The organism is Kosakonia sp. BYX6, from assembly GCF_038449125.1.
Lineage (GTDB): Bacteria > Pseudomonadota > Gammaproteobacteria > Enterobacterales > Enterobacteriaceae > Kosakonia > Kosakonia calanthes.
This window is the reverse complement of sequence record NZ_CP151800.1, coordinates 583,109-607,564: the sequence shown is the minus strand read 5'-3', so window position 1 is coordinate 607,564 and position 24,456 is coordinate 583,109. Positions and strand designations below refer to the sequence as shown.

Here is a 24,456-nt window from a genome sequence, read left to right as displayed (position 1 = left end):
TTACTTGTCGCCCAGCTGTTCTGACATGGTGTTGCCCGGGTTAGGCGTACGCGGTTCATCAACCGGACGCGGCGCGCGCGGGGTACCATTGCTATCAGAATTGTTCGCGCCTGGATCTTCCCAGCCAGCCGGCGGACGTACGTCGCGACGGGACATAAGGTCATCAATCTGCGGTGCGTCGATGGTCTCATATTTCATCAGAGCATCTTTCATCGCATGCAGAATATCCATGTTGTCGTTCAGGATCTGACGCGCACGATTGTAGTTACGTTCAATCAGCGCTTTCACTTCCTGGTCGATGATACGCGCAGTCTCATCGGACATATGTTTTGCTTTCGCGACGGAGCGGCCGAGGAAAACTTCGCCCTCTTCTTCGGCATACAGCAGCGGACCGAGTTTGTCAGAGAAGCCCCACTGCGTAACCATGTTGCGCGCCAGGTTTGTCGCGACTTTAATGTCGTTCGACGCACCGGTGGAAACATGCTCAACACCGTAGATGATCTCTTCTGCCAGGCGGCCGCCGTACAGCGTTGAAATCTGGCTCTCTAGTTTCTGACGGCTGGCGCTGATTGCATCACCTTCCGGCAGGAAGAACGTCACACCCAGCGCACGACCGCGCGGAATGATCGTCACTTTGTGCACCGGATCGTGTTCCGGCACCAGTCGACCAATAATAGCGTGGCCCGCTTCGTGATAAGCGGTGGACTCTTTCTGCGCTTCCGTCATCACCATGGAGCGACGTTCCGCACCCATCATGATTTTGTCTTTCGCTTTTTCGAACTCGACCATGGAAACAACACGTTTGTTACCACGGGCAGCAAACAGCGCAGCTTCGTTGACCAGGTTCGCCAGATCGGCACCGGAGAAACCCGGTGTACCGCGTGCAATGATTGCAGCATCGATATCCGGCGACAGCGGCACACGGCGCATATGAACTTTCAGGATCTGCTCGCGACCGCGAACATCCGGCAGACCAACAACGACCTGACGGTCAAAACGGCCTGGACGCAGCAGCGCAGGGTCAAGCACGTCCGGACGGTTGGTTGCGGCGATAACGATAATACCTTCGTTACCTTCGAAGCCATCCATTTCTACCAGCATCTGGTTCAGCGTTTGTTCACGTTCATCATGACCGCCGCCCAGACCAGCGCCACGCTGGCGACCTACGGCGTCGATTTCATCGATGAAGATAATGCACGGTGCGGCCTTCTTGGCTTGTTCAAACATGTCACGCACACGAGATGCGCCCACACCGACGAACATTTCAACAAAGTCAGAACCTGAAATTGTAAAGAACGGCACTTTCGCTTCACCGGCGATAGCTTTCGCCAGCAGCGTTTTACCCGTACCCGGAGGGCCGACCATCAGGACGCCTTTCGGGATTTTACCGCCCAATTTCTGGAAACGGCTCGGCTCACGCAGATACTCAACCAGTTCGCCTACTTCTTCTTTAGCTTCGTCGCAACCAGCAACGTCAGCGAAAGTCGTTTTGATCTGATCTTCCGTGAGCATACGCGCCTTGCTCTTGCCGAACGACATGGCACCTTTGCCACCGCCGCCCTGCATTTGGCGCATGAAGAAAATCCAGACCCCAATCAGCAACAGCATAGGGAACCAGGAAATGAAGATGTTAGCCAGCAGGCTTGGCTCTTCAGGCGGTTCACCCACAACCTTGACGTTTTTGGTCAGCAGGTTGTCGAGCAGTTTAGGATCGTTGACCGGGATGTAAGTCGTGTAACGGTTACTATCTTTCTTGGTAACGTTGATCTCACGTCCGTTGATACGCGCTTCGCGAACCTGGTCCTGGTTGACCTCTTGCAGGAAGGTAGAATAATCCACCTTGCGGCCATTAGACTCGCTGGGCCCAAAGCTCTGGAATACTGACATCAGCACGACGGCAATGACCAGCCAGAGTATTAGGTTTTTCGCCATGTCACTCAAGGGATTAACCTCATATTACAACTGTGTTAAAAACAGCGTCAGGATACAACATATCCCGCTTCATTCAAACCAAAGGCCGAAGTCAACGGGGTATCATTTTCGCCCGGTCGCTACAATATACACTTCACGTGAACGAGCACGTGAAGAGTCCGGTTTACGCACTTTCACCTTCGTAAACAGGGAGCGAATCTCCGTGAGATACTCATCGAAACCTTCGCCCTGGAACACCTTCACTAAAAAACTACCGCCTGGTGCCAACACATCACGACACATTTCCAGCGCCAGTTCCACCAGATACATGGAACGCGGGATATCGACCGCTGGCGTACCGCTCATGTTTGGCGCCATATCTGACATGACAACTTGAACTTTACTGTCACCTACTCGTTCCAGTAAGGCTTTCAGAACTAATTCATCACGAAAATCGCCCTGAAGGAAGTCCACGCCAACGATTGGATCCATCGGTAAAAGATCGCAAGCAATAATACGACCGTTACCACCGATTTGCGTGACCGCGTATTGTGACCATCCACCGGGTGCGGCACCCAGGTCCACAATCGTCATACCCGGCTTAAAAAGCTTGTCACTTTGCTGTATTTCATCAAGTTTAAACCAGGCTCGGGAACGCAACCCTTTTTTCTGTGCCTGCTGAACATATTTATCGCTAAAGTGTTCCTGAAGCCAGCGGCTCGAGCTGGCAGAACGCTTTTTACCTGTCATTTAACTTTCCATCCGGGTTCATCATCGACACCGATAAATTTCGACGTGCAATTTGGCGATACAGAGGAGATGGCGGTAGAATGACCCGTTTTCAATCCCAACGTAAGCAAAATATACGATGAATCTGAGTACTAAACAAAAACAGCACCTGAAAGGTCTGGCACATCCGCTCAAGCCGGTAGTTATGCTTGGCAATAATGGTTTGACCGAAGGGGTACTGGCCGAGATTGAACAAGCGCTAGAGCACCATGAACTTATCAAGGTGAAGATCGCCTCTGAAGACAGAGACACTAAGTCCTTGATTGTGGAAGCTATCGTTCGCGAAACCGGTGCCAGTAACGTACAGGTCATCGGTAAAACGCTGGTGCTTTATCGCCCAACCGCGGAGCGTAAAATTTCGCTGCCACGCTAAGGATATCCTGAATTGAACACAAAATCTGTGTAAAACGAGGGGATTCCGCCAGCAGACGTGCAAAATGCCACGCTCCCGGAGTTCATAAAAGGCCGCAATGCGGCCTTTTTCTTTTCTTTACAATACGTCAACAATTGAAGCTAACGTAACAATCAAAGATATTCCACTTTGATGATTTCGTATTCCACTTCGCCGCCTGGCGTGCGAATGACAACCACATCATCCTGCTCTTTACCCACCAGACCGCGCGCGATTGGCGAGTTTACTGAGATAAGATTCTGTTTAAAGTCAGCTTCATCGTCACCAACAATACGATAAGTTTGCTCTTCTTCACTATCCAGGTTCAGCACTGTCACAGTGGAACCAAAAATGACGCGACCGTTTTTCGGCATCTTTGAAATGTCGATAACCTGCGCGTTGGACAGTTTAGCTTCGATATCTTTAATGCGGCCTTCGCAGAAACCTTGCTGCTCTCGCGCCGCGTGATACTCAGCGTTTTCTTTAAGATCGCCATGCTCGCGGGCTTCCGCAATAGAGGCGATGATTTCTGGGCGACGAACGGTTTTAAGAAACTCCAGCTCTTCGCGCAATTTCTCGGCACCACGTAAGGTCATCGGAATAGCTTGCATTTGTTATACCTCTTAAACATTCCTGTAAGGAGCAGAACCCTGCCCCGTCAGCTTTATCTCCCCACATTCAGGCGTAAACCGCCGGGCAGGAGCAAAAGAAAACTGACCCGGGGACAAAGCCCCAGGTCAGCAGCAATTTTTCAATTTGATACGTATTTTACCCGGAAGTTCACCGTGGGTCATCGTTTACTTTCCGGGTCGATGCGCCGTAGTATGACGGCTTGTTTCCAGCTTGTTAGCGCGAGATTATGCGATTTCCCAGCTTTATCATCGGATTGACCACCAGTATAGCCCTGAATGTTCAGGCCGCGAATGTCGACGAATACATCAACCAGCTCCCGGATGGCGCCAACTTAGCCCTGATGGTGCAAAGAGTGGGAGCCAAGTCCCCTGAAGTGGATTACCACGGTAAGCAAATGGCGCTGCCTGCGAGTACGCAAAAAGTGATAACCGCGCTGGCGGCGCTTTTGCAACTCGGACCGGACTTTCGCTTTACAACCACGCTGGAAAGCAAAGGTTCTGTTGATGGCGGCACATTAAAAGGCGATTTAATTGCGCGCTTTGGCGGCGATCCGACGCTAAAACGTCAGGATATTCGCAATATGGTCGCTGCGCTGAAAAAATCGGGTGTGCAGAAAATTGATGGAAATGTGCTTGTCGATACCTCTATTTTTGCGAGCCACGATAAAGCGCCCGGCTGGCCGTGGAACGATATGACACAGTGCTTTAGCGCTCCACCTGCCGCCGCCATTGTCGACCGTAACTGTTTTTCGGTTTCGCTCTACAGCGCGCAGAAAGCGGGCGATTTAGCCTATATTCGTGTGGCGTCTTATTACCCGGTGAACATGTTCAGCCAAGTACGCACACTCGCGCGCGGCTCCTCGGAGGCGCAGTATTGCGAGCTGGATGTTGTTCCTGGAGATTTAAACCGCTTCACGCTGACAGGCTGCCTGCCACAGCGTGCCGACCCATTGCCGCTAGCCTTCGCCGTTCAGGATGGCGCGAGTTACGCGGGCGCAATCATCAAAGATGAACTTAAAGACGCCGGGATCACTTATACCGGAACGCTGTTACGCCAGACGCAGGAAAACCAGCCGGGTACAGTGATTGCCAGCAAGCAATCTGCACCATTGCATGACTTGCTGAAACAGATGCTGAAAAAATCAGATAACATGATTGCGGATACCGTGTTTCGCATGATTGGTCACGTGCGCTTTGGCGTACCGGGCACCTGGCGAGCGGGTTCTGATGCGGTACGCCAAATCCTGCGCCAGCAAGCTGGCGTCGATCTCGGTAACACCATCATTGCCGATGGCTCAGGTCTGTCTCGCCACAATCTGCTGGCACCGGCAACCATGATGCAGGTGCTGCAATACATTGCACAACACGATACTGAACTGAACTTCATCTCAATGTTGCCACTGGCGGGCTATGACGGCTCGTTGCAGTACCGGGCTGGTTTGCATGAGGCGGGCGTGGACGGCAAAGTGTCGGCGAAGACGGGTTCGCTGCAAGGGGTCTACAACCTTGCCGGGTTTATCACCACCGCTAGTGGCCAGCGAATGGCGTTTGTGCAGTATCTTTCAGGCTATGCAGTGGAACCGGCGGATCAGCGCAATCGCCGCATTCCGTTGGTGCGTTTTGAAAGCCGGTTGTACAAAGACATTTATCAGAACAACTAACAAAAATGCCGGGGAGCATATGCTGACCCGGCATTTTTTTACGACATTCCCCGACTGACCGGGGAAATTACTGGAATTAACGTTTGTAAATGAATTCGACGCCTTCTTCGTCGTCTTCGTCCCAGTCGTCATCCCACTCTTCGTCGTCTTCAACAGCCTCTTCCGCTTCTTCGAGCTGCTGGCGATGATAATCATCCCACATAAACTCGACTTTCTCAGGCTGCTGCTCTTCCTGCGCCTGCGTGATCGGGTTTTCGATGATAAAGGTCATCACATCCCAACACAGATCTTTGACACCCTGCTGGCTAGCGGCGGAGATCAGGTAGAACTTATCTTCCCAACCCAGCGCTTCGGCGATAGCTTTCGCTTTGGCTTCCGCTTCGGCTTTATCCATCAGGTCAATCTTGTTGAACACCAGCCAACGCGGTTTAGCAGCTAGCTTCTCGCTGTACTTTTCCAGTTCGCCAACAATAATGCGGGCATTTTCAGCCGGATCGGAACCATCGATCGGATCGATATCGATCAGGTGCAACAGCACGCGGCAGCGTTCAAGGTGTTTCAGGAACCGAATCCCAAGGCCTGCGCCATCGGCGGCACCTTCGATCAGCCCTGGAATATCCGCAACGACGAAGCTCTTTTCGTTATCCATACGAACAACGCCAAGGCTCGGTACCAGAGTGGTGAACGGGTAATCCGCCACTTTCGGTTTTGCCGCCGATACCGCACGAATAAATGTAGATTTGCCGGCGTTCGGCATACCCAGCATCCCAACGTCGGCCAACAGCATCAGTTCCAGCTGCAGATCGCGTTTATCGCCTGGCGTACCCATCGTTTTCTGACGCGGAGTACGGTTAACCGAGGATTTAAAACGGGTATTACCAAGGCCGTGCCAACCACCTTTTGCTACCATCAGGCGCTGACCATGCTTGGTCATATCCCCCATGGTTTCACCGGTGCCCTGATCGATAACACGCGTCCCGACCGGGACTTTTACCGTAATGTCTTTTCCGCGTTTACCCGTGCAATCACGGCTCTGGCCATTCTGACCACGCTCAGCACGGAAAGATTTTTCGAAACGGTAGTCGATCAGGGTGTTAAGGTTTTCGTCCGCTTCCAGCCAGACATCACCACCATCGCCACCGTCGCCGCCATCAGGGCCGCCTTTCGGAATATATTTTTCGCGACGGAAGCTGACACAGCCGTTACCGCCATCACCCGCCACGACCAGAATCGTAGCTTCATCAACAAACTTCATTTTACTCTCCGTAACTCATTCGCCTGAGCGGGGCACAGTGACGATTACTTCGCGACTGCGCCAACGTCCCCAAAGACGATGGCCAATAGCGGAAAACATCGCGCCCGCAACCACGACAAACGCACCGAGATAACCGACAAGGTTTAACATCGGTCTGGCGAAAACATCGGGCCAGGCCATTGATAACAAATCTGAAAATAACAGCGTAAATAGCGGCGTCAGCGTGATCAACGCACTGACCTGCGCCGCCTGCCAACGCGCCATCGCTTCCGCCAGCGCACCGTATCCTACCAGCGTATTCAGCCCACAAAAAATCAGGCAGGCCAGCTGCCAGTCACTCAACTGGAGCAGCACTGCAGGCTTCGCCAACGGCAACAATGCGACTGTACATAAAGTGTACAGCAAAAAGAGGATCTGCTGGGACGCAAGGCGGCGCAATAATACTTTTTGCGCAACACCATAGCTTACCCACACCGTTGCAGCACCGACGCCGAATATCACACCCCAAGTGTAATCCGTCAGCCGGGTAAAAATTTCCATCAAGCTGGTATTAAAAAACATCACCAGACCGCAAATGAGCATTAGCGCGCCGATGATCTGGGTGCCACGCATCTTCTCTTTCAGGATAAAGACGCTAGCAACCATCATGCCCACAGGCGAGAGTTGCCCAATGACCTGTGAAGCCGTCGGGCTAACATACTGCAGGGAAGAACTGAACAGAATGAAGTTCCCGAATAGCCCGCCCGTGGCTATAGCCAGCAGAATTAACCAGCGGGGCTTGCGAAAAAGATGCAGCGGTGGAAGTTTTTTCTTCCATGTGAGAATCAGGCCAAGACCGATTCCCGCCATTAAAAAGCGATAAAACACCACCGTTGGGGGTTCCATCACTTCCAGCACCTGCTTCATCGCAATAGGTAACGCGCCCCAACACATTGCGGTGGTAAGCGCCAGGACAATACCGATGCCTGCCTGCTGTTTCATGCCCGTATTCCCTGCCAGAATTTTGCCGGACTTCTAATGTAAAAAGCCCCGCAACGTGTTGCGGGGCTTTCTTCCGTTACCGGGACGCGAAAAACTTATTCAGCAACGATGCTGATAAATTTACGGTTTTTCGGGCCTTTAACTTCGAACTTAACTTTACCGTCAGTCAAAGCGAACAGAGTGTGGTCACGGCCGCAACCTACGTTAGAACCAGCGTGGAATTTGGTACCACGTTGACGAACGATGATGCTACCTGCCAAAACTGCTTCACCGCCGAAGCGTTTTACGCCCAGACGTTTAGCTTCTGAATCGCGACCGTTACGAGTTGAGCCGCCAGCCTTTTTATGTGCCATTTAAATCTCTCCTCAGGTCTTAGGCGCTGATGCCAGTAATTTTCACATCAGTGAACCACTGACGGTGGCCTTGCTGCTTACGGTAGTGTTTACGACGACGAAACTTAACGATTTTAACTTTCTCGCCACGACCATGAGCAACAACTTCAGCTTTGATTACGCCGCCATCAACGAAAGGAACGCCGATTTTGACTTCTTCACCGTTTGCGATCATCAGAACTTCAGCGAATTCAACAGATTCGCCAGTTGCGATGTCCAGCTTTTCCAGGCGAACGGTCTGACCTTCGCTTACTCGGTGTTGTTTACCACCACTTTGGAAAACCGCGTACATATAGAACTCCGCTTCCGCGCACATATTCTGATCGATTCAGAGTGCGCTATAAATATTCACAATAGGGCGCGAATATTACGCAAATTGCGAGCCGTTGACAAGTGTGATCGACACACCACGCAGAAAAAAAACACAACATGTAAGGTAACGTTTATCTGGCGCGTTTTTTCAGTACAATCGACAATACTCTTCTAACCCGTAACCCTTTGTTATCCCATTTTGATATGTGGTAAACAGGACTGAAAGCCCGGCTTTTGCGATGAATTTAGAAAAAATCAATGAGTTAACCGCGCAGGACATGGCGGGTGTGAACGCGACGATTCTGCAACAACTCAACTCGGATGTGCAGTTAATCAACCAGTTGGGTTATTACATCGTAAGCGGTGGCGGAAAACGTATCCGTCCGATGATTGCCGTGCTGGCGGCACGCGCCGTTGGCTATGAAGGCAATTCGCATGTCACGATCGCTGCATTAATCGAATTTATCCATACCGCAACGCTCCTGCACGACGATGTTGTGGATGAGTCGGATATGCGCCGTGGTAAAGCCACGGCCAACGCCGCGTTTGGTAACGCCGCAAGCGTGCTGGTCGGGGATTTTATCTACACCCGCGCATTCCAAATGATGACCAGTCTTGGCTCGCTGAAGGTGTTGGAAGTGATGTCAGAAGCGGTGAACGTCATTGCAGAAGGCGAAGTACTGCAATTAATGAACGTCAACGACCCAAACATCACCGAAGAAAACTACATGCGTGTTATCTACAGTAAAACCGCGCGTTTGTTTGAAGCGGCGGCGCAATGTTCCGGTTTGCTCGCAGGGTGTTCCGATGTTCAAGAAAAAGGCCTGCAGGATTATGGCCGTTATCTGGGCACCGCTTTCCAACTGATTGATGACCTACTTGATTACAGTGCAGACGGTGAAACGCTGGGTAAAAATACCGGTGATGATCTGAACGAAGGCAAACCAACGTTGCCTTTATTGCATGCCATGCATCACGGAACACCGGCGCAAGCGCAGATGATTCGTGATGCGATTGAGCAAGGTAACGGTCGACACCTACTGGAACCTGTTCTGGAAGCCATGGCTCAGTGCGGTTCATTGGAGTGGACACGTCGCCGTGCCGAAGAAGAGGCTGATAAAGCCATCGCAGCATTGCAGGTTCTTCCAAGTTCTCAATGGCGAGATGCCCTGATTGGTTTAGCTCACATCGCCGTTCAGCGCGATCGTTAATCTTCCCAGCTTCCCGCGAGCCATCGCGGGAATGTTCATATATGTTCTTATAATCCTCTTATCCTTTTCCTGACGCTACCTCTCCTGAACACCTTTCCCTTGTCATAATCCGAAAAGGCAAAACATTACATGAACTTTTTAGAACACATGTTCCCATATGCGTATAGTGATTAGTGTTGTTGGCGCATGATGATTGACACCTATTTTTTATCAGGGAGATGTTATGGAAACGAAATATATCGACTGGCATCAGGCCGATATCATTGCCGGGCTGCGGAAGAAAGGTACGTCGCTGGCAGCGGAATCACGTAAAAATGGGTTAAGTTCGTCCACCCTCGCCAACGCTTTAACTCGTCCATGGCCGAAGGGAGAGTTGATCATCGCACAGGCGCTGGGAACCGAACCCTGGGTTATCTGGCCATCTCGTTATCATGACCCTGTTACGCATGCTTTTCTCGATAAGACCAAGCTCATTCGAAAGAAAAGAAACGAAGCATAAATTTTGCCGCAAATAAAAAGGGAGCCTCAGCTCCCTTTTTCATGGTGATAAAAACTTACTCGCCTTTCACACGCTCAATGTTCGCACCCAGTGCGCTGAGCTTATCTTCAATGCGCTCATAACCGCGATCGATATGATAAATGCGGTCTACGAAGGTGGTACCTTCCGCGATACAGCCCGCCAGCACAAGGCTTGCAGAAGCACGCAGGTCGGTTGCCATTACCTGCGCGCCAGAAAGTTTCTCTACACCGTGGCAAATCGCCGTGTTGCTTTCAATTTCGGCATGTGCACCCATACGAATCAGTTCTGGAATGTGCATGAAACGGTTTTCAAAGATGGTTTCAGTAATCACACCTGTTCCTTCGGCAACCAGGTTCAGCAACGTGAACTGGGCTTGCATATCGGTCGGGAACCCCGGATGCGGCGCAGTACGTACGTTAACCGCTTTAGGGCGCTTGCCGTGCATATCCAGGCTGATCCAGTCTTCGCCCACTTCGATATCCGCACCCGCATCACGCAGTTTAGCTAACACCGCATCCAGCGTATCCGGCTGTGCGTTGCGACACACAATTTTGCCGCCGGAAATTGCCGCAGCGACCAAGAAAGTACCGGTTTCGATACGGTCCGGCAGAACGCGATAAACACCGCCGCCCAAACGTTTCACACCTTCAATAGTGATGCGATCGCTACCCATGCCGGTGATTTTCGCACCGAGGGTGTTAAGGAAGTTGGCGGTATCGACAATTTCCGGCTCTCGCGCGGCGTTTTCGATAACAGTAGTGCCTTCGGCCAGCGTCGCGGCGGACATAATGGTCACCGTCGCACCAACACTCACTTTATCCATCACAATATGCGCGCCTTTCAGGCGGCCATTGACGGAGGCCTTAACATAACCTTCTTCCAGTTTGATCTCTGCGCCCAGTTGCTCCAGGCCGGTGATATGCAAATCAACCGGGCGAGCACCGATAGCGCAGCCGCCAGGCAGCGAAACCTGACCCTGACCAAAACGGGCTACCAGCGGCCCCAGCGCCCAAATGGATGCGCGCATGGTTTTTACCAGATCGTAAGGCGCACAGAACACATTCACCTGGCTTGCATCGATCCATACGGAACCGTTACGTTCCACTTTAGTACCCAGCTGGCTGAGCAACTTCATGGTGGTATCGATATCTTTCAGTTTCGGAACGTTACGGATTTCGACCGGTTCTTCTGCCAGCAGGGCAGCAAAAAGAATCGGCAGTGCAGCGTTTTTTGCACCTGAAATTGTCACTTCGCCCTGGAGACGCGTCGGCCCCTGTACACGAAACTTATCCATTCATCTGATCTCTGTTAAGAATTCACACGCGCAGATGGGGTAACCCCATCTGCGCTCAAAAACCGTTGAGTTTGCGATCGCGCGCCCATTCTTGTGGCGTATAGGCTTTGATCGACAGGGCATGAATACGGTTGTCTGCGATGTATGCCATCAGCGGACCATAAATCGTTTGTTGTTTCTTGACCCGGCTCATGCCATCAAAAATTTCACCCACAGCGACAACCTGAAAATGGCTGCCATCGCCAGTGACGTGGGCTTCCTGGAGAGAGAGTGCTTCCATCAGCACGGTCTGGATTTCATGATTTTCCATGGGTGTAAATATCATCTAATAGTGAAAACAGTCACACATCTTAGAGGAAAGTGACGTTGTCTTAAACAAGCAAAAAGCCCCATCAACAGAATGAATGGGGCTTTGGTTAGTAACGCGTTGAAAAAGTTAGCGAGGCAATACATTCTGAGGCAGATTGTACAGCGCGGCGAGCGTCATGACATTTTCGCTCATGCCCGAAAGCATGACGTCAACGCCCTGCTTTTTCCCCTGCGCAACAAGATGAACCAATAGCGCGACGCCTGCGGTATCAACACGCGTTACGCCGTGCAAATCGATACAGGTCACGCCCTTCATCGCTTCCTCACGCGCATCCCATAAGGGATTTAACACATCCTGATCCAGCTCACCCAGCAATGCCAGGCGTTCGCCATCACGCGACCAGCTTAACTGCTGGGTCATTGTTTTTTCTCGTCCAGGGTGATTTTCTGGCGGGAAATAGATTTCAGCTCAGCAGTCAGACCGTCGATGCCTTTGGTTCGCAGCAGATCGCTCCACTCATTCTGCTTGGTGGTGATCATACTCACCCCTTCCGCGATCATGTCGTAAGCCTGCCAGTTACCGCTTTGGGTATTTTTACGCCACTGGAAGTCCAGGCGTACCGGCGGGCGGCCATTGGGATCGACAATGGTGACGCGGATCGGCACGATCGTCGCGTCGCCCAGCGGTTGCTCAGGCGCAATTTGATAAGTCTGACCATGGTAAAGCGCCAGCGCCTGGCCGTAGGCCTGTTTCAGGTACTCACGAAAGGCAGTGAAGTAGGCTTCACGCTGCGCCGGAGTCGCTTCTTTGTAATAGCGTCCCAAAACCAGCGCACCAGCATATTTCACCTGCACATACGGCAATAATTCTTGATCAACAACTTCACGCAGATAATCCGGGTTTGCCCGGATCTGCGGCTGCTCGTTTTTAAGTCGATCAAACGTTTTCTTTGCCGCATCTTGCATGGCGGCGTAAGGGTTACTTTGGTCGGCAGCGAAAGTGGTGCCAAGCGGTGCAACAACCAGTAGAGCAACCATTAATAGACGTTTAAACATGCGTCTGTTCTCCTCGTTAATTTGTCTGACCAGCAGACGGTGCCGCTTGAGTATTCCCTTCATCTTGCGCGGGCGCATCGCCTGAATTCTTATTGTCACCGCCTTTACTGTTGTAAAGGAATTGTCCAATCAGATCCTCAAGCACCATCGCGGACTTAGTGTCCTGGATTGTGCTGCCTTCTTTAAGCATAGATGTTCCCATCTCAGGATCGTCAAACCCGACGTTCAGCGCCAGGTATTGCTCGCCCAGCAAACCGGAAGTTCGGATAGCCAACGAGCTTGTATCAGGGATTTGGTTATAACGATCTTCGATATCCATCGTGACACGTGGAAGATAGGTTTTCGGATCAAGAGCAATATCAGCAACGCGGCCAATCACCACCCCGCCGATGCGCACCGGCGAGTTCGCTTTCAAACCGCCAATGTTGTCGAACGTCGCATAAACACGGTACGTCGGTTCTGTACGGATTGAGGCGACATCTGCCGCTTTCAGGCAGATAAAGAGCGCGGCCAATAACGCCAGCAGGAGGAAAACGCCGACCCAAATTTCACTTTTTTTCGTTTGCATGAACTCAATTCCCAAACATCAATGCGGTGAGCACAAAATCAAGGCCGAGCACGGCCAGCGAGGAGTGCACAACGGTACGTGTTGTTGCCCGGCTGATCCCGGCCGAAGTCGGGATCGCATCGTAACCGTTAAACAACGCAATCCAGGTCACGGTGATAGCGAACACCACGCTTTTAATCAGGCAGTTAGCCAGATCCCTACGCAAGTCGACGGCGTTCTGCATCGCGGTCCAGAAGAAACCTGTATCAATGCCTTTCCAGTTAACGCCAACCAGTGAACCACCCCAAATGCCAACCGCGACAAAGATAATTGTCAGCAGCGGCAACGAGATAACGCCGGCCCAAAAGCGTGGTGAAATAACCCGTCGCAGCGGATCGACCGCCATCATTTCAAGGCTTGAAAGCTGCTCTGTGGCACGCATTAAACCGATCTCGGCGGTCAGCGCTGAACCTGCGCGTCCGGCAAACAGCAGCGCGGCAACCACCGGCCCCAGCTCGCGCAACAGCGACAGCGCCACCAGCATACCGAGGCTCGTTTCTGCGCTGTAAGTGGTCAGCACCAGGTAACCCTGGAGGCCGAGCACCATACCGATAAACACGCCGGAAACGATAATGATGAGCATCGACAGCACGCCGACATTATAGAGCTGGCGTATCAGTAGCGGCGCATGCTTGCGAAACTCCGGCTTGCCAACCACCGCGTTGAAGAGCATCAAACCAGCGCGCCCGAACGTCGCGATCGTTTTGATCCCGCGATGTCCAAGCGCTGCCAGTGCATTTAACAGCATGAGCGTCTTAACTCCCTGTTTCTAATAAATCTTGCTGGTACTCGCCAGCAGGATAGCGGAATGGCACCGGACCATCAGCAATGCCATCAAGGAACTGACGCACGCGAGGATCGCTATTTTCCTGTAACCCTTGCGCGCTGCCGTGGGCGACAATTTTCCGGTCCGCAACAATATAGGCATGATCCGCGATGCTCAATACTTCGGGCACGTCATGGGAGACCACGATACAAGTGACCCCCAGCGCGCTGTTCAGTTCGGAAATCAATTTGACCAGCACGCCCATGGTGATCGGATCCTGGCCCACAAAGGGCTCATCAAACATGATCAGATCCGGCTCCAGCGCGATTGCCCGCGCCAGCGCAGCCCGTCGCGCCATACCGCCTGAAAGCTCTGAGGGCATCAGTTTTGCCGCGCCGCGCAAACCGACCGCTTCCAGTTTCATCATCACCGTGCTGTGCAGAAGTGCCGGTGGCAACGTGGTGTGCTCACGCAAAGGATAGGCGACGTTGTCGAAAACGTTCATATCGGTGAACAGCGCGCCGGATTGAAAGAGCATGCTCATTCTTTTGCGCACGGTGAACAGACGCGAACGCGTCATCGCCGGCACGTTTTCGCCATCGAATAAGATTTCGCCGCTGTCAGGCGGGATTTGCCCGCCAATCAGGCGCAGCAATGTGGTTTTACCGATCCCTGACGGCCCCATGATGGCGGTGATTTTACCGCGCGGTACCGTCAGTGAAATGTTGTCGAAGATGGGGCGGCTGCCGCGAGAGAAGCTGACGCCACGAACATCGACCAAATCCGCCACTGTCTGGCTCATTTCCTCTTCCTTATAAGCCCTGTCGGCTGCAAGCATGACGCTTGATAACATCACGAACCCAACATTTTTACAGAATATTACCTGCTGAGGTTAGCGAAAGCTGGCATTTGTTTTACTTTTGAGCCGCATAAAGTCAAAATTAGGAATCATTACGCTACGCGGAAATCCCGGTGTTACCCGGCATGGCAGCCTGCGGACCGGCAAAATTATACCTTAAGAAAGGACTTTAGATGCTCTTAGCGACGGCGCTATTGATAATTGGTTTACTTCTGGTGGTCTACAGTGCCGATCGTCTGGTGTTTGCCGCGTCGATTCTCTGCCGCGCATTAGGCGTCCCGCCGTTGATTATCGGCATGACCGTGGTCAGCATCGGCACGTCGCTGCCAGAAATCATTACTTCCGTCGCTGCGGCGATGCATGGCCAGTTGGATCTGGCTATCGGCACCGCCATCGGTTCAAACATCACCAATATCCTATTAATCCTCGGCGTTGCCGCCCTGTTGCACCCTTTTACTGTCCATTCCGATATTCTGCGTCGCGAATTGCCGCTAACCTTAGTAGCCAGCCTGTTGGCGGGGGCTGTGCTATATGATGGTCAGCTCACGCCCATTGACGGCATCTTTTTACTGTTATTAGCCGTGCTATGGCTGGTGTTCATTGTTAAAATTGCCCGCCTGGCTGAACGCCAGGGCAACGACAGCCTCACACGTGAGCAGTTAGCCGAACTGCCGCGCGATGGCAGTTTGTCGGTTGCCTGCCTGTGGCTGGGCGTCGCATTAATTATTATGCCGATGGCAACGCGCATGGTGGTGGACAACGCCACCGTCGTCGCAAACTACTTCGCCATCAGCGAACTCACCATCGGCCTGACGGTTATCGCTATCGGCACTGGGCTTCCTGAGCTGGCAACGGCCATTGCGGGTGCCCGCAAAGGTGAAGACGATATCGCCATTGGCAATATCATTGGCTCCAACATATTTAACATCGCTATCGTGCTGGGCTTGCCCGCATTGATAGCGCCAGGCAGTTTCAACCCGATGGCGTTCACGCGTGATTATGGGGTGATGTTGCTGGTCAGCGCCCTTTTCGCCCTTATCTGCTGGCGGCGTAAGCAAATCAGCAAAGGCGTTGGCGCGCTGTTGTTCGGCGGGTTTATCTTATGGCTGGCGATGCTCTACTGGCTGTCGCCGCTTTTGACTGGATAATCGGATACGCACTATGTCGCAAATAGATTTGCAGCCGGGTTTTGACTTTCAACAAGCAGGCAAAGATGTCCTGGAGATTGAACGTGAAGGCCTCGCACAGCTGGATCAATACATCAATCAGGACTTCACCCAGGCATGTGAAAAAATGTTTTACTGCGCCGGAAAAGTCGTCGTAATGGGGATGGGCAAATCCGGTCATATCGGCAGAAAAATGGCGGCGACCTTCGCCAGCACCGGCACTCCCTCGTTTTTCGTGCATCCCGGCGAGGCCGCTCATGGCGATCTGGGGATGGTCAGCCCCCAGGATGTGGTGATTGCGCTATCTAACTCCGGCGAGTCCAATGAGATCCTCGCGCTGATCCCGGTGCTCAAACGCCTGAAAGTTTCCCTGATTTGCATTACCAGCCGCCCGGAAAGCAGCATGGCGCGCGCGGCGGATATTCATCTGTGCGTAAAAGTGCCGAAAGAAGCTTGCCCGCTGGGTCTTGCGCCGACGTCAAGCACCACTGCCGCGCTGGTCATGGGTGATGCGTTAGCCGTGGCGTTACTGAAGGCGCGCGGTTTCACCGCCGAAGATTTTGCGCTCTCCCACCCCGGCGGCGCACTGGGTCGTAAACTGCTGTTGCGCGTTAATGACATTATGCATACCGGCGATGAGATCCCTCATGTCAGCAAAGAAGCCAGCCTGCGCGATGCGTTGCTTGAGATCACCCGTAAAAATTTGGGTATGACGGTTATCTGCGATGATCTGATGAAGATCGAAGGCGTCTTCACCGATGGTGACTTGCGTCGCGTGTTTGATATGGGTGGCGATGTGCGCAGTCTGGGGATTGCTGATGTCATGACGCCCGGCGGCATACGTGTACGTCCGAATATCCTGGCGGTCGATGCCCTGAACTTAATGCAATCCCGACACATTACCTCCGTCATGGTTGCCGATGGCGACCAGTTGCTGGGTGTGTTACATATGCATGATTTGCTGCGCGCTGGCGTGGTGTAAAGAAGGACATGAGAATGAGTAATGCTGGCGCGTCGCTTGCCACCTGTTATGGGCCGGTAAGCACGCAAGTCATGGAAAAGGCGGAGAAAATTCGCCTGCTGATCCTGGATGTCGATGGCGTCTTATCCGATGGGCTCATCTATATGGGCAACAACGGCGAAGAGCTAAAAGCGTTCAACGTTCGCGATGGTTACGGGATTCGCAGCGCGCTCACTTCCGGCATTGATATTGCGATCATTACCGGACGTAAAGCTAAACTGGTAGAAGACCGCTGCGAGACGCTGGGGATCGCGCATCTGTATCAAGGTCAGTCGGATAAACTTTTCGCTTACCGGGAGTTATTGACCAAGCTGGCGCTGACACCCGAGCAAGTGGCCTACATCGGCGACGATTTGATCGACTGGCCGGTGATGGCGGAAATTGGCTTAAGCGTTGCTGTGGCCGATGCGCACCCGCTGCTGCTGCCACGCGCGGATTACGTCACGCGTATCAACGGTGGTCGTGGCGCAGTGCGTGAAGTTTGCGATTTACTGCTGCTGGCGCAGGGCAAGTTGGATGAGGCCAAAGGGCAATCAATATGAGTAAAACCAGACGTTGGGTCATTATTTTGCTGGCACTGGCCGCACTGGTACTGATTGGTATTAACCTCACCGCTCAGGATGAGCCGGAACAAGCCGCCACCAATAGCGCGGATCCGACGTACAAGAGCAAACACACGGATACCGTGGTCTACAGCCCAGAAGGCGCGCTGAACTATCGCTTGATCGCGCAAAACGTCGAGTATTTTTCCGCTGAGGGCATTAGCTGGTTCGCCCAGCCGGTATTAACAACGTTCGATCAGGACAAAGTGCCGACCTGGTCTATCAAATCGGATAAGGCAAAGCTGACCGAAGACAGAATGCTTTATCTTTATGGACATGTTGAAGTCAACGCGCTGACCGCAGATGCACAACTTCGAAAAATCACCACGGATAACGCCCAGATTAACCTGGTAACGCAGGATGTTACCTCCAACGATCAGGTCACGTTATACGGAACTACATTTAATTCCACCGGCCTGAAAATGCGCGGCAATTTACGCAGCAAAAACGCCGAGCTGATTGAAAAGGTTAGAAGCTCCTATGAAATTCAAAACAAACAAACGCAGCCTTAATCTTATCCTGGCCAGTACGCTTTTGGCCGTCGCGCTTCCGGCACTCGCCGTGACCGGGGATACCGACCAGCCTATCCATATCGACTCCGATCAGCAGTCGCTGGATATGCAAGGCAACATTGTCACCTTCACCGGTAATGTCGTGGTGACGCAAGGGACGATCAAAATCAACGCCGATAAAGTCGTCGTCACGCGCCCTGGCGGCGAGCAAGGCAAAGAGATCATCGACGGTTACGGCAATCCCGCAACGTTCTACCAGATGCAGGACAACGGCAAACCGGTGAAAGGCCACTCTTCGCAGATGCATTACGAGCTGGAAAAAGATTTCGTCGTGCTGACCGGTAACGCCTACCTTGAGCAGTTGGACAGCAACATTGCTGGCGACAAAATCACCTATCTGGTGAAAGAGCAGAAAATGCAAGCGTTCAGCGAAAAAGGCAAACGCGTGACCACGGTACTGGTACCGTCGCAGTTGCAGGACAAGAGCAATAACTCCGCCACCGCTCCGGCGCAAAAAAAGAGTAACTAATTCGTTATGGCAACATTAACTGCAAAAAATCTCGCCAAGGCTTACAAAGGCCGTCGCGTGGTTGAGGATGTTAGTCTGAGCGTTAACTCAGGCGAAATTGTCGGGCTGCTTGGCCCTAACGGTGCAGGTAAAACCACCACTTTCTATATGGTTGTGGGGATTGTGTCGCGGGATGCGGGCAACATCATCATTGATGATGAAGATATCAGCCTGCTGCCATTGCATGCGCGCGCGCGTCGCGGCATCGGCTATTTGCCGCAGGAAGCGTCGATTTTCCGCCGCCTGAGCGTCTACGACAACCTGATGGCGGTGCTGCAAATTCGTGATGATTTAACCGCCGAACAGCGTGAAGATCGCGCCAATGAGCTGATGGAAGAGTTCCATATCGAGCATCTGCGCGACAGCATGGGCCAATCGCTTTCCGGTGGCGAACGTCGACGTGTGGAAATTGCTCGCGCGCTGGCGGCGAACCCGAAATTTATTTTACTCGATGAGCCATTTGCGGGCGTTGACCCAATTTCGGTTATCGATATTAAACGTATCATTGAACACCTGCGCGACAGCGGCCTGGGCGTGTTGATTACTGACCACAATGTTCGCGAAACGCTGGCAGTGTGTGAACGTGCTTATATCGTCAGTCAGGGGCATTTGATCGCGCACGGCACACCGCAGCAAATCCTTGAAGACGAACACGTTAAGCGCGTATATCTTGGGGAAGACTTCAGACTCTGATAGGGTAGGGTTTATTGACGTTTTTTGTCGGAGAGTGCTGCTCTGAATATGAAGCAAGGTTTGCAACTAAGGCTTAGCCAACAGCTAGCCATGACGCCACAACTGCAACAGGCCATCCGTCTGTTGCAGTTGTCCACGTTGGAACTTCAGCAGGAACTTCAGCAAGCGCTGGAGAGTAATCCGCTGCTGGAACAAACCGACCTTCATGAAGAAGTGGATAACCAACAAACCCAGGAAAACGAAGGCCTGGACACCGTCGACGCACTCGAACAGAAAGAGATGCCCGACGAGCTGCCGCTGGACGCCAGCTGGGATGAGATTTACACCGCAGGCACCCCTTCCGGCAGCAGCAGTGATTATATTGATGACGAGCTGCCGATTTACCAAGGCGAAACCACGCAATCTCTGCAAGATTATCTGATGTGGCAGGTGCAACTGACGCCGTTTTCCGATACTGACCGCGCTATCGCGACCTCCATTGTTGATGCCGTTGACGATACCGGTTATCTCACCGTGTCGCTGGAAGAGGTGCTGGAAAGTATGGGCAACGAAGACGTCGGTCTTGATGAAGTGGAAGCGGTGCTCAAGCGCATCCAACGCTTCGACCCGGTCGGCGTGGCGGCGCGGGATCTGCGCGACTGCCTGTTAGTGCAACTTTCCCAGTTCGCGAAAGACACGCCGTGGTGTGAAGAAGCCCGGCTTATCATCTGCGATCATCTGGATCTGCTCGCCAATCACGATTTCCGCACGTTAATGCGCGTCACGCGCCTGAAAGAAGATGTGTTGAAAGAAGCGGTCAATCTGATCCAATCTCTGGATCCGCGCCCTGGTCAGTCGATCCAAACTGGCGAACCGGAATATGTCATTCCTGATGTGCTGGTGCGCAAGCATAACGGGCGCTGGACCGTGGAGTTAAACTCCGACAGTATCCCGCGTCTGCAAATCAACCAGCAATATGCCGCAATGGGCAGTGGCGCGCGTAATGACGCCGACACGCAGTTCATTCGCAGTAACTTGCAGGAAGCGAAGTGGTTGATCAAAAGCCTGGAAAGCCGCAATGACACCCTGTTACGCGTCAGTCGCTGCATTGTCGAGCAGCAACAAGCGTTCTTTGAGCAGGGTGAAGAATTTATGAAGCCGATGGTGCTGGCAGATATCGCCCAAGCCGTCGAGATGCACGAATCCACCATTTCCCGTGTGACGACGCAGAAGTACCTGCACAGCCCTCGCGGCATTTTTGAATTGAAGTATTTCTTCTCCAGCCATGTGAATACCGAAGGCGGCGGCGAAGCTTCGTCCACGGCTATTCGCGCACTGGTGAAGAAATTGATCGCCGCAGAAAACCCTGCAAAACCACTGAGCGACAGTAAGCTGACGACCATACTTTCCGATCAGGGAATTATGGTGGCGCGGCGCACCGTCGCGAAGTATCGAGAATCTTTATCCATTCCGCCGTCAAATCAGCGCAAACAGTTGGTTTGACCCAACCGATAAGGAAGACACTATGCAGCTTAACATCACAGGACAAAACGTCGAGATCACCGATGCTCTGCGCGAATTTGTGAACAGTAAATTCGCCAAGCTCGAGCAGTATTTCGAAAGGATCAATCAGGTCTATATTGTGTTGAAAGTGGAGAAAGTGACTCACATCTCGGATGCCACCTTGCATGTCAACGGAGGTGAATTGCATGCCAGTGCGGAAGGGCAGGACATGTATGCTGCTATCGATGGTTTAATTGATAAACTTTCGCGGCAGTTAAACAAACATAAAGATAAACTGAAACAACACTAATTGTCCGGGCGTCCGTCTGGCGCGTTGCACCCCGCCGCAACCCGGCTGGGTGCTGGCTTCGACGCCGCTTAGGTGAAATTATGATGAATAACGATTCCGCTCTTCAACTGAGCAATGTCCTTAACCAGGAATGTACCCGTAGCGGCGTTCACTGCCAGAGTAAAAAACGTGCTCTGGAAATCATCAGTGAACTGGCGGCAAAACAGTTGGGTCTGCCGCCGCAGGTCGTCTTCGAGGCGATCCTTACGCGTGAAAAAATGGGCAGTACCGGCATTGGTAACGGTATCGCCATTCCACACGGTAAGCTCGAGGAAGACACGCTGCGCGCCGTTGGCGTTTTTGTGCAACTCGAAACGCCCATTGCTTTCGACGCTATCGATAATCAACCCGTCGATCTGCTGTTTGCGTTGTTAGTACCAGCCGATCAAACCAAAACGCATCTACATACGCTTTCGCTGGTCGCCAAGCGACTGGCGGATAAAACCATCTGTCGGCGCCTGCGCAGCGCGCAAACTGATGAAGAGCTGTATCAGATAATCACGCAGACGGAAGGCGAGAGTGATGATGCGTAACGGGGTAACACGCTTTTTATCAGTCGTTCTGAGGAGAAATGGCCCATGGTCCTGATGATCGTCAGTGGTCGTTCGGGTTCAGGGAAATCCGTGGCGCTACGTGCACTGGAAGACATGGGTTTCTACTGTGTCGATAACCTGCCGGTGGTGCTGTTGCCTGAGTTGGCGCAAACGCTCGCCGACCGTCAGATTTCCGCCGCCGTCAGTATCGACGTGCGTAACATGCCGGAATCACCGGAAATCTTTGAGCAGGCAATGAGCAATCTGCCGGAGGCCTTCTCTCCGCAACTGTTGTTTCTTGATGCTGACCGTAACACGTTGATCCGCCGTTATAGCGATACGCGACGCCTGCACCCGCTCTCCAGCAAAAATCTGTCTCTGGAAAGCGCCATCGATGAAGAGAGTAATTTGCTGGAGCCGCTGCGTTCCCGCGCGGACCTGATTGTCGATACCTCGGAAATGTCAGTGCATGAGCTGGCTGAAATGCTGCGTACGCGCTTGCTCGGCAAACGCGAGCGCGAACTGACCATGGTCTTTGAGTCCTTTGGCTTCAAGCACGGTATTCCGATTGATGCCGATTATGTCTTTGACGTTCGTTTCCTGCCAAACCCACACTGGGATCCGAAATTGCGCCCGATGACCGGCCTCGACAAACCCGTCGCGGCGTTCCTCGATCGGCACACCGAAGTGCACAACTTTATCTATCAGACGCGTAGCTACCTCGAACTGTGGCTGCCAATGCTGGAAACCAACAACCGCAGCTATTTGACTGTGGCTATCGGTTGCACCGGTGGTAAACACCGTTCCGTCTACGTCGCCGAACAACTGGCGGATTATTTCCGCTCGCGTGGCAAGAACGTTCAGTCCCGTCACCGCACGCTGGAAAAACGCAAAACATGACCGTAAAACAAACCGTTGAGATCACCAATAAACTGGGGATGCACGCGCGCCCGGCGATGAAACTGTTTGAACTGGTGCAAGGCTTTGATGCGGAAGTACTGCTGCGTAACGACGAAGGCACTGAAGCGGAAGCCAGCAGTGTGATTGCGCTACTGATGCTGGATTCCGCGAAAGGACGGCAGATTGAAGTGGAAGCCAGCGGCCCGCAGGAGAACGAAGCGCTAGCCGCCGTTATTGCACTGTTTGTCGCCGGGTTTGACGAAGACTGATTAATGCAGCTTGTTACGCTGCAAAAATTCTTCTCCGCCTAACTGGCGCATCTGGCGCAGGATCCACGCCTGCCGGGTGCGCACATAGCCGGACGGCGCGGCAGCCTGGAAACGTATCGGGTTGGGTAACACCGCAGCCAACAGCGCCGCTTCCGCCATGGTCAGACGGCTTGCCGGTTTGTGAAAATAGCGCTGCGACGCCTCTTCCACACCAAATACCCCTTCGCCAAACTCGGCGATATTCAGGTAAACCGTCAGGATGCGCCTTTTCGTCCACACCGCTTCCATCCCGAGCGTTAATCCCGCTTCCAACCCCTTACGCACCCAGCTTTTACCGTCCCACAACAGCAGGTTTTTAATGGTTTGCTGAGATAACGTCGATGCGCCGCGAATACGATTTTCATGGCGTTCATTATGGGAAAGCGCCTTCTGAATCGCCGCAATATCCAATCCCCAGTGATCAGGAAAACGTTGGTCCTCCGCAGCAACCACCGCCAGCGCCATCCACGGGGAGATCTCATCCATACTGACCCAATCAGAATGCGCCACATAGCCGAAATTACCGGTCAGCCAGGCGCTGATTTGCCGCTCCACCATCACCGCTGAAAACGGCACCGGCAGAAAACTGAACAGCACAATCCCCCCGCCCCAGAAGATGGCCAGAACCAGTAAAACCCGCAGAGCAAGACGTTTAAGCGTGGCTTTCAGCGAACCGCGAAATCCCTTATTCATTCAGTCAACGCCAACACGCGAGCCACCAGCTTTTCGATCCCCGTTGCCGCCTGAGCAATGTCCTCGGCCAGCATATAGGCCGGGGTAGTCACCACTTTGTTCTCTTCATCAATAACAATATCGCCCACCGGACAAGGCACATGTTCTGCGCCCATTTCTTCCAGCACTTCGACGGTATCGATATCCGTACCAATCGTTAAACGCAGCGGAAAGTCGAAGATTTTCGGCAACATCGCGGGCGCGATGCACATGAAACCCAGCGGTTTACCGGCCTGGTGCATCTCCAGCGCCAGCGTTTTCAATTCGCCATTGACCACACAATCACTGCCGAGGCTGGCGAAATTACTCAGGTTTTTCGCCGCGCCAAAACCACCGGGCACAATCAACGCATCCAGATCGTTTGCTGATGCCTGAGCCAGCGTTTGGATATTCCCACGGGTAATACGCGCCGCTTCAATCAGCACATTACGGCTTTCGGTCATGGTTTCACCCGTCAGGTGATTCACCACATCGCTTTGCCATTTATCCGGCGCGAAACAGACGGCTTGCGCACCGTGACGGGCGATCGCCAGCAGCGTAATCACTGCTTCGTGGATCTCCGAACCGTCATAAACCCCTGCGCCACTGAGAACAACGCCGATTTTTTTCATGCTTTAAATCCTTTATGCAACTTACTGACGATA

General features: G+C 52.7%; 31 protein-coding genes. 15 read left to right on the top strand and 16 right to left on the bottom strand.

Annotated elements, in window-relative coordinates; all coding sequences use genetic code 11:
- Together ftsH and rlmE are read right to left on the bottom strand one after the other, a co-directional pair.
- A complete protein-coding gene (gene ftsH / locus AAEY27_RS02745) occupies positions 1-1,932 on the bottom strand; it encodes an ATP-dependent zinc metalloprotease FtsH (RefSeq protein ID WP_342323400.1) in 1,932 nt (643 codons plus the stop codon).
- A gap of 102 nt (positions 1,933-2,034) precedes the next feature.
- On the bottom strand, positions 2,035-2,661 hold the full coding sequence (gene rlmE / locus AAEY27_RS02740; protein ID WP_342323399.1) for a 23S rRNA (uridine(2552)-2'-O)-methyltransferase RlmE: 627 nt from the start codon (positions 2,659-2,661) through the stop codon (positions 2,035-2,037).
- A gap of 118 nt (positions 2,662-2,779) precedes the next feature.
- On the opposite strand from rlmE, the gene yhbY reads away from it, so the two are divergent.
- A complete protein-coding gene (yhbY, locus tag AAEY27_RS02735; RefSeq protein ID WP_342323398.1) occupies positions 2,780-3,073 on the top strand; it encodes a ribosome assembly RNA-binding protein YhbY in 294 nt (97 codons plus the stop codon).
- Between the two features lie 152 nt (positions 3,074-3,225).
- Here yhbY and greA read toward each other — a convergent pair whose 3' ends face one another.
- Positions 3,226-3,702 (bottom strand): transcription elongation factor GreA, encoded by a 477-nt coding sequence (gene greA, locus AAEY27_RS02730; protein WP_342323397.1) that lies wholly within the window; start codon positions 3,700-3,702, stop codon positions 3,226-3,228.
- A 248-nt stretch (positions 3,703-3,950) separates the two neighbouring features.
- Between greA and dacB the strand changes: the two genes are divergently transcribed.
- Positions 3,951-5,384 (top strand): serine-type D-Ala-D-Ala carboxypeptidase, encoded by a 1,434-nt coding sequence (gene dacB, locus AAEY27_RS02725; protein ID WP_342323396.1) that lies wholly within the window; start codon positions 3,951-3,953, stop codon positions 5,382-5,384.
- Between the two features lie 76 nt (positions 5,385-5,460).
- Here the strand turns inward: dacB and cgtA are convergent, their stop codons facing one another.
- The 4 genes from cgtA to rplU form a co-directional block, all read right to left on the bottom strand.
- The gene (cgtA, locus tag AAEY27_RS02720; RefSeq protein WP_342323394.1) at positions 5,461-6,639 is read right to left on the bottom strand and encodes an Obg family GTPase CgtA; all 1,179 of its coding nucleotides are present in this window, start codon (positions 6,637-6,639) and stop codon (positions 5,461-5,463) included.
- A gap of 15 nt (positions 6,640-6,654) precedes the next feature.
- The gene (locus AAEY27_RS02715; protein WP_342323392.1) at positions 6,655-7,620 is read right to left on the bottom strand and encodes a DMT family transporter; all 966 of its coding nucleotides are present in this window, start codon (positions 7,618-7,620) and stop codon (positions 6,655-6,657) included.
- 95 nt (positions 7,621-7,715) lie between these two features.
- The gene (gene rpmA / locus AAEY27_RS02710) at positions 7,716-7,973 is read right to left on the bottom strand and encodes a 50S ribosomal protein L27 (RefSeq protein WP_017457338.1); all 258 of its coding nucleotides are present in this window, start codon (positions 7,971-7,973) and stop codon (positions 7,716-7,718) included.
- A 19-nt stretch (positions 7,974-7,992) separates the two neighbouring features.
- The gene (rplU, locus tag AAEY27_RS02705; protein WP_003025032.1) at positions 7,993-8,304 is read right to left on the bottom strand and encodes a 50S ribosomal protein L21; all 312 of its coding nucleotides are present in this window, start codon (positions 8,302-8,304) and stop codon (positions 7,993-7,995) included.
- Positions 8,305-8,563: 259 nt separating this feature from the next.
- On the opposite strand from rplU, the gene ispB reads away from it, so the two are divergent.
- Together ispB and sfsB are read left to right on the top strand one after the other, a co-directional pair.
- Positions 8,564-9,535 carry an octaprenyl diphosphate synthase gene (ispB, locus tag AAEY27_RS02700; RefSeq protein WP_342323391.1) on the top strand — a complete coding sequence of 324 codons (972 nt, stop codon included), beginning with the start codon at positions 8,564-8,566 and terminating at the stop codon, positions 9,533-9,535.
- Between the two features lie 223 nt (positions 9,536-9,758).
- Positions 9,759-10,034: a DNA-binding transcriptional regulator SfsB gene (gene sfsB / locus AAEY27_RS02695; RefSeq protein ID WP_342323390.1), complete on the top strand. Its 276-nt coding sequence runs from the start codon at positions 9,759-9,761 to the stop codon at positions 10,032-10,034.
- A gap of 55 nt (positions 10,035-10,089) precedes the next feature.
- Here sfsB and murA read toward each other — a convergent pair whose 3' ends face one another.
- The 7 genes from murA to mlaF all read right to left on the bottom strand — a co-directional run bounded on the left by murA (position 10,090) and on the right by mlaF (position 14,889).
- Positions 10,090-11,349, bottom strand: a complete 1,260-nt coding sequence (murA, locus tag AAEY27_RS02690; protein WP_342323389.1) for a UDP-N-acetylglucosamine 1-carboxyvinyltransferase — start codon at positions 11,347-11,349, stop codon at positions 10,090-10,092.
- Positions 11,350-11,404: 55 nt separating this feature from the next.
- Entirely contained in the window at positions 11,405-11,659 is a 255-nt protein-coding gene (ibaG, locus tag AAEY27_RS02685) for a BolA family iron metabolism protein IbaG (RefSeq protein WP_342323388.1), read from the bottom strand.
- Positions 11,660-11,785: 126 nt separating this feature from the next.
- Entirely contained in the window at positions 11,786-12,079 is a 294-nt protein-coding gene (mlaB, locus tag AAEY27_RS02680; RefSeq protein WP_342323387.1) for a lipid asymmetry maintenance protein MlaB, read from the bottom strand.
- Entirely contained in the window at positions 12,076-12,714 is a 639-nt protein-coding gene (mlaC, locus tag AAEY27_RS02675; RefSeq protein WP_342323386.1) for a phospholipid-binding protein MlaC, read from the bottom strand. The genes mlaB and mlaC overlap by 4 nt, the downstream gene beginning before the upstream one ends.
- Before the next feature lie 16 nt (positions 12,715-12,730).
- Positions 12,731-13,282, bottom strand: a complete 552-nt coding sequence (gene mlaD, locus AAEY27_RS02670; RefSeq protein ID WP_342323385.1) for an outer membrane lipid asymmetry maintenance protein MlaD — start codon at positions 13,280-13,282, stop codon at positions 12,731-12,733.
- Positions 13,283-13,286: 4 nt separating this feature from the next.
- Positions 13,287-14,069 (bottom strand): lipid asymmetry maintenance ABC transporter permease subunit MlaE, encoded by a 783-nt coding sequence (mlaE, locus tag AAEY27_RS02665; protein ID WP_342323384.1) that lies wholly within the window; start codon positions 14,067-14,069, stop codon positions 13,287-13,289.
- Positions 14,070-14,076: 7 nt separating this feature from the next.
- Positions 14,077-14,889 carry a phospholipid ABC transporter ATP-binding protein MlaF gene (gene mlaF, locus AAEY27_RS02660; protein ID WP_342323383.1) on the bottom strand — a complete coding sequence of 271 codons (813 nt, stop codon included), beginning with the start codon at positions 14,887-14,889 and terminating at the stop codon, positions 14,077-14,079.
- A gap of 230 nt (positions 14,890-15,119) precedes the next feature.
- Here mlaF and AAEY27_RS02655 point away from each other — a divergent pair, with 230 nt between their 5' ends.
- The 11 genes from AAEY27_RS02655 to npr all read left to right on the top strand — a co-directional run bounded on the left by AAEY27_RS02655 (position 15,120) and on the right by npr (position 23,041).
- Entirely contained in the window at positions 15,120-16,094 is a 975-nt protein-coding gene (locus AAEY27_RS02655) for a calcium/sodium antiporter (RefSeq protein WP_342323382.1), read from the top strand.
- Positions 16,095-16,107: 13 nt separating this feature from the next.
- Positions 16,108-17,094, top strand: a complete 987-nt coding sequence (gene kdsD, locus AAEY27_RS02650; RefSeq protein ID WP_342323381.1) for an arabinose-5-phosphate isomerase KdsD — start codon at positions 16,108-16,110, stop codon at positions 17,092-17,094.
- A gap of 14 nt (positions 17,095-17,108) precedes the next feature.
- On the top strand, positions 17,109-17,675 hold the full coding sequence (gene kdsC / locus AAEY27_RS02645; RefSeq protein ID WP_342323380.1) for a 3-deoxy-manno-octulosonate-8-phosphatase KdsC: 567 nt from the start codon (positions 17,109-17,111) through the stop codon (positions 17,673-17,675).
- A complete protein-coding gene (gene lptC, locus AAEY27_RS02640) occupies positions 17,672-18,247 on the top strand; it encodes an LPS export ABC transporter periplasmic protein LptC (RefSeq protein ID WP_342323379.1) in 576 nt (191 codons plus the stop codon). Before kdsC ends, lptC begins: the two co-directional genes overlap by 4 nt.
- Positions 18,216-18,776, top strand: a complete 561-nt coding sequence (gene lptA, locus AAEY27_RS02635; protein ID WP_342323378.1) for a lipopolysaccharide ABC transporter substrate-binding protein LptA — start codon at positions 18,216-18,218, stop codon at positions 18,774-18,776. The genes lptC and lptA overlap by 32 nt, the downstream gene beginning before the upstream one ends.
- 6 nt (positions 18,777-18,782) lie before the next feature.
- A complete protein-coding gene (lptB, locus tag AAEY27_RS02630; RefSeq protein ID WP_342323377.1) occupies positions 18,783-19,508 on the top strand; it encodes an LPS export ABC transporter ATP-binding protein in 726 nt (241 codons plus the stop codon).
- A gap of 48 nt (positions 19,509-19,556) precedes the next feature.
- Entirely contained in the window at positions 19,557-20,990 is a 1,434-nt protein-coding gene (rpoN, locus tag AAEY27_RS02625; protein ID WP_342323376.1) for an RNA polymerase factor sigma-54, read from the top strand.
- A 22-nt stretch (positions 20,991-21,012) separates the two neighbouring features.
- Complete coding sequence (gene hpf, locus AAEY27_RS02620; protein ID WP_342323375.1) at positions 21,013-21,300, top strand: ribosome hibernation promoting factor; 288 nt, start codon at positions 21,013-21,015, stop codon at positions 21,298-21,300.
- 80 nt (positions 21,301-21,380) lie between these two features.
- On the top strand, positions 21,381-21,872 hold the full coding sequence (gene ptsN / locus AAEY27_RS02615) for a PTS IIA-like nitrogen regulatory protein PtsN (protein ID WP_342323374.1): 492 nt from the start codon (positions 21,381-21,383) through the stop codon (positions 21,870-21,872).
- 45 nt (positions 21,873-21,917) lie between these two features.
- Positions 21,918-22,772 (top strand): RNase adapter RapZ, encoded by an 855-nt coding sequence (gene rapZ / locus AAEY27_RS02610; protein WP_342323373.1) that lies wholly within the window; start codon positions 21,918-21,920, stop codon positions 22,770-22,772.
- A complete protein-coding gene (npr, locus tag AAEY27_RS02605; protein WP_342323372.1) occupies positions 22,769-23,041 on the top strand; it encodes a PTS phosphocarrier protein NPr in 273 nt (90 codons plus the stop codon). Before rapZ ends, npr begins: the two co-directional genes overlap by 4 nt.
- Here the strand turns inward: npr and mtgA are convergent, their stop codons facing one another.
- Both mtgA and elbB read right to left on the bottom strand, forming a co-directional pair.
- Positions 23,042-23,773, bottom strand: coding sequence for a monofunctional biosynthetic peptidoglycan transglycosylase (mtgA, locus tag AAEY27_RS02600; RefSeq protein ID WP_342323371.1), 732 nt, complete (start codon positions 23,771-23,773; stop codon positions 23,042-23,044).
- Positions 23,770-24,423, bottom strand: a complete 654-nt coding sequence (gene elbB, locus AAEY27_RS02595; protein WP_342323370.1) for an isoprenoid biosynthesis glyoxalase ElbB — start codon at positions 24,421-24,423, stop codon at positions 23,770-23,772. Before elbB ends, mtgA begins: the two co-directional genes overlap by 4 nt.
- Positions 24,424-24,456: the final 33 nt, after the last annotated feature.

Bases quoted from the DNA above. Each gene is read 5' to 3' on its own strand.
- ftsH (WP_342323400.1), bottom strand. From the start codon at position 1,932: ATGGCGAAAAACCTAATACTCTGGCTGGTCATTGCCGTCGTGCTGATG.
- rlmE (WP_342323399.1), bottom strand. From the start codon at position 2,661: ATGACAGGTAAAAAGCGTTCTGCCAGCTCGAGCCGCTGGCTTCAGGAA.
- yhbY (WP_342323398.1), top strand. From the start codon at position 2,780: ATGAATCTGAGTACTAAACAAAAACAGCACCTGAAAGGTCTGGCACAT.
- greA (WP_342323397.1), bottom strand. From the start codon at position 3,702: ATGCAAGCTATTCCGATGACCTTACGTGGTGCCGAGAAATTGCGCGAA.
- dacB (WP_342323396.1), top strand. From the start codon at position 3,951: ATGCGATTTCCCAGCTTTATCATCGGATTGACCACCAGTATAGCCCTG.
- cgtA (WP_342323394.1), bottom strand. From the start codon at position 6,639: ATGAAGTTTGTTGATGAAGCTACGATTCTGGTCGTGGCGGGTGATGGC.
- AAEY27_RS02715 (WP_342323392.1), bottom strand. From the start codon at position 7,620: ATGAAACAGCAGGCAGGCATCGGTATTGTCCTGGCGCTTACCACCGCA.
- rpmA (WP_017457338.1), bottom strand. From the start codon at position 7,973: ATGGCACATAAAAAGGCTGGCGGCTCAACTCGTAACGGTCGCGATTCA.
- rplU (WP_003025032.1), bottom strand. From the start codon at position 8,304: ATGTACGCGGTTTTCCAAAGTGGTGGTAAACAACACCGAGTAAGCGAA.
- ispB (WP_342323391.1), top strand. From the start codon at position 8,564: ATGAATTTAGAAAAAATCAATGAGTTAACCGCGCAGGACATGGCGGGT.
- sfsB (WP_342323390.1), top strand. From the start codon at position 9,759: ATGGAAACGAAATATATCGACTGGCATCAGGCCGATATCATTGCCGGG.
- murA (WP_342323389.1), bottom strand. From the start codon at position 11,349: ATGGATAAGTTTCGTGTACAGGGGCCGACGCGTCTCCAGGGCGAAGTG.
- ibaG (WP_342323388.1), bottom strand. From the start codon at position 11,659: ATGGAAAATCATGAAATCCAGACCGTGCTGATGGAAGCACTCTCTCTC.
- mlaB (WP_342323387.1), bottom strand. From the start codon at position 12,079: ATGACCCAGCAGTTAAGCTGGTCGCGTGATGGCGAACGCCTGGCATTG.
- mlaC (WP_342323386.1), bottom strand. From the start codon at position 12,714: ATGTTTAAACGTCTATTAATGGTTGCTCTACTGGTTGTTGCACCGCTT.
- mlaD (WP_342323385.1), bottom strand. From the start codon at position 13,282: ATGCAAACGAAAAAAAGTGAAATTTGGGTCGGCGTTTTCCTCCTGCTG.
- mlaE (WP_342323384.1), bottom strand. From the start codon at position 14,069: ATGCTGTTAAATGCACTGGCAGCGCTTGGACATCGCGGGATCAAAACG.
- mlaF (WP_342323383.1), bottom strand. From the start codon at position 14,889: ATGAGCCAGACAGTGGCGGATTTGGTCGATGTTCGTGGCGTCAGCTTC.
- AAEY27_RS02655 (WP_342323382.1), top strand. From the start codon at position 15,120: ATGCTCTTAGCGACGGCGCTATTGATAATTGGTTTACTTCTGGTGGTC.
- kdsD (WP_342323381.1), top strand. From the start codon at position 16,108: ATGTCGCAAATAGATTTGCAGCCGGGTTTTGACTTTCAACAAGCAGGC.
- kdsC (WP_342323380.1), top strand. From the start codon at position 17,109: ATGAGTAATGCTGGCGCGTCGCTTGCCACCTGTTATGGGCCGGTAAGC.
- lptC (WP_342323379.1), top strand. From the start codon at position 17,672: ATGAGTAAAACCAGACGTTGGGTCATTATTTTGCTGGCACTGGCCGCA.
- lptA (WP_342323378.1), top strand. From the start codon at position 18,216: ATGAAATTCAAAACAAACAAACGCAGCCTTAATCTTATCCTGGCCAGT.
- lptB (WP_342323377.1), top strand. From the start codon at position 18,783: ATGGCAACATTAACTGCAAAAAATCTCGCCAAGGCTTACAAAGGCCGT.
- rpoN (WP_342323376.1), top strand. From the start codon at position 19,557: ATGAAGCAAGGTTTGCAACTAAGGCTTAGCCAACAGCTAGCCATGACG.
- hpf (WP_342323375.1), top strand. From the start codon at position 21,013: ATGCAGCTTAACATCACAGGACAAAACGTCGAGATCACCGATGCTCTG.
- ptsN (WP_342323374.1), top strand. From the start codon at position 21,381: ATGATGAATAACGATTCCGCTCTTCAACTGAGCAATGTCCTTAACCAG.
- rapZ (WP_342323373.1), top strand. From the start codon at position 21,918: ATGGTCCTGATGATCGTCAGTGGTCGTTCGGGTTCAGGGAAATCCGTG.
- npr (WP_342323372.1), top strand. From the start codon at position 22,769: ATGACCGTAAAACAAACCGTTGAGATCACCAATAAACTGGGGATGCAC.
- mtgA (WP_342323371.1), bottom strand. From the start codon at position 23,773: ATGAATAAGGGATTTCGCGGTTCGCTGAAAGCCACGCTTAAACGTCTT.
- elbB (WP_342323370.1), bottom strand. From the start codon at position 24,423: ATGAAAAAAATCGGCGTTGTTCTCAGTGGCGCAGGGGTTTATGACGGT.